The organism is Mesorhizobium sp. M0808 (assembly GCF_040320025.1).
GTDB lineage: Bacteria > Pseudomonadota > Alphaproteobacteria > Rhizobiales > Rhizobiaceae > Mesorhizobium.
Genome location: NZ_JAMYOX010000140.1, coordinates 1 through 631 on the forward strand (window position 1 = coordinate 1; position 631 = coordinate 631).

Sequence of the window (631 nt, forward strand, 5' to 3'; positions counted from 1 at the left end):
CCCCCTCATCCACCACACCCCGCGCGCCCTCACCCCCCCCGCACCACCCCCCCGCCCCCCCCCCGCCCCCCCGCGCCCCGCCCCCGGCTGGTTTTGCCGTAAAATCAGCCTAGCGGCCGCGGTGGTCGAAGCTGACCGCGATATCCCGACCGTCCAGCGCCCGAACGATGAAGCCAACCAGCTCCTCGTCGGTTTGCCGGAACCAGGGAAAGCGTTTGCGCAAATCGGCTATGACGACGGTGGTCGAGAGAATGTCACCGGCATGATAGTCGGCCATGATGGTATGAACGGCAGCGTCGGTGTCAATACCGATTCCTAGCGGCGACTTGATCTGCCCCACGGAAGCCTCCACCCATCTCTCCCAGCCAACGATAGCAAGACTGCCGCAAAGCGAAAGAGCTTGTACGATTCCGTACGATCTCGTGGCTTGCGTTGCACTTTGCAGGACGCAGCCGGCGTCGTTTGTTTTGCGTTTCCAAACCATTGTCTGGCGTGGTGGGGGGGGGGGGGGGCCCCCCCCCCCGCCCCCCCCCCCCCCGGGGGGGGGGGGGGCGGGCGCGGGGGGCGAAACCCCGGAGGCGCCCCCCCCAAAAACAAAAAAAAAAAAAAAACCGCCGCGCGAAGGGGGGGG

1 protein-coding gene is annotated in these 631 nt (G+C 66.6%); it reads right to left on the reverse strand.

The genetic code is table 11. The annotated features are described in order from the left end of the window. Positions 1-109: 109 nt before the first annotated feature. Complete coding sequence (locus NKI25_RS36350; protein WP_352825533.1) at positions 110-352, reverse strand: hypothetical protein; 243 nt, start codon at positions 350-352, stop codon at positions 110-112. Positions 353-631 lie beyond the last annotated feature (279 nt).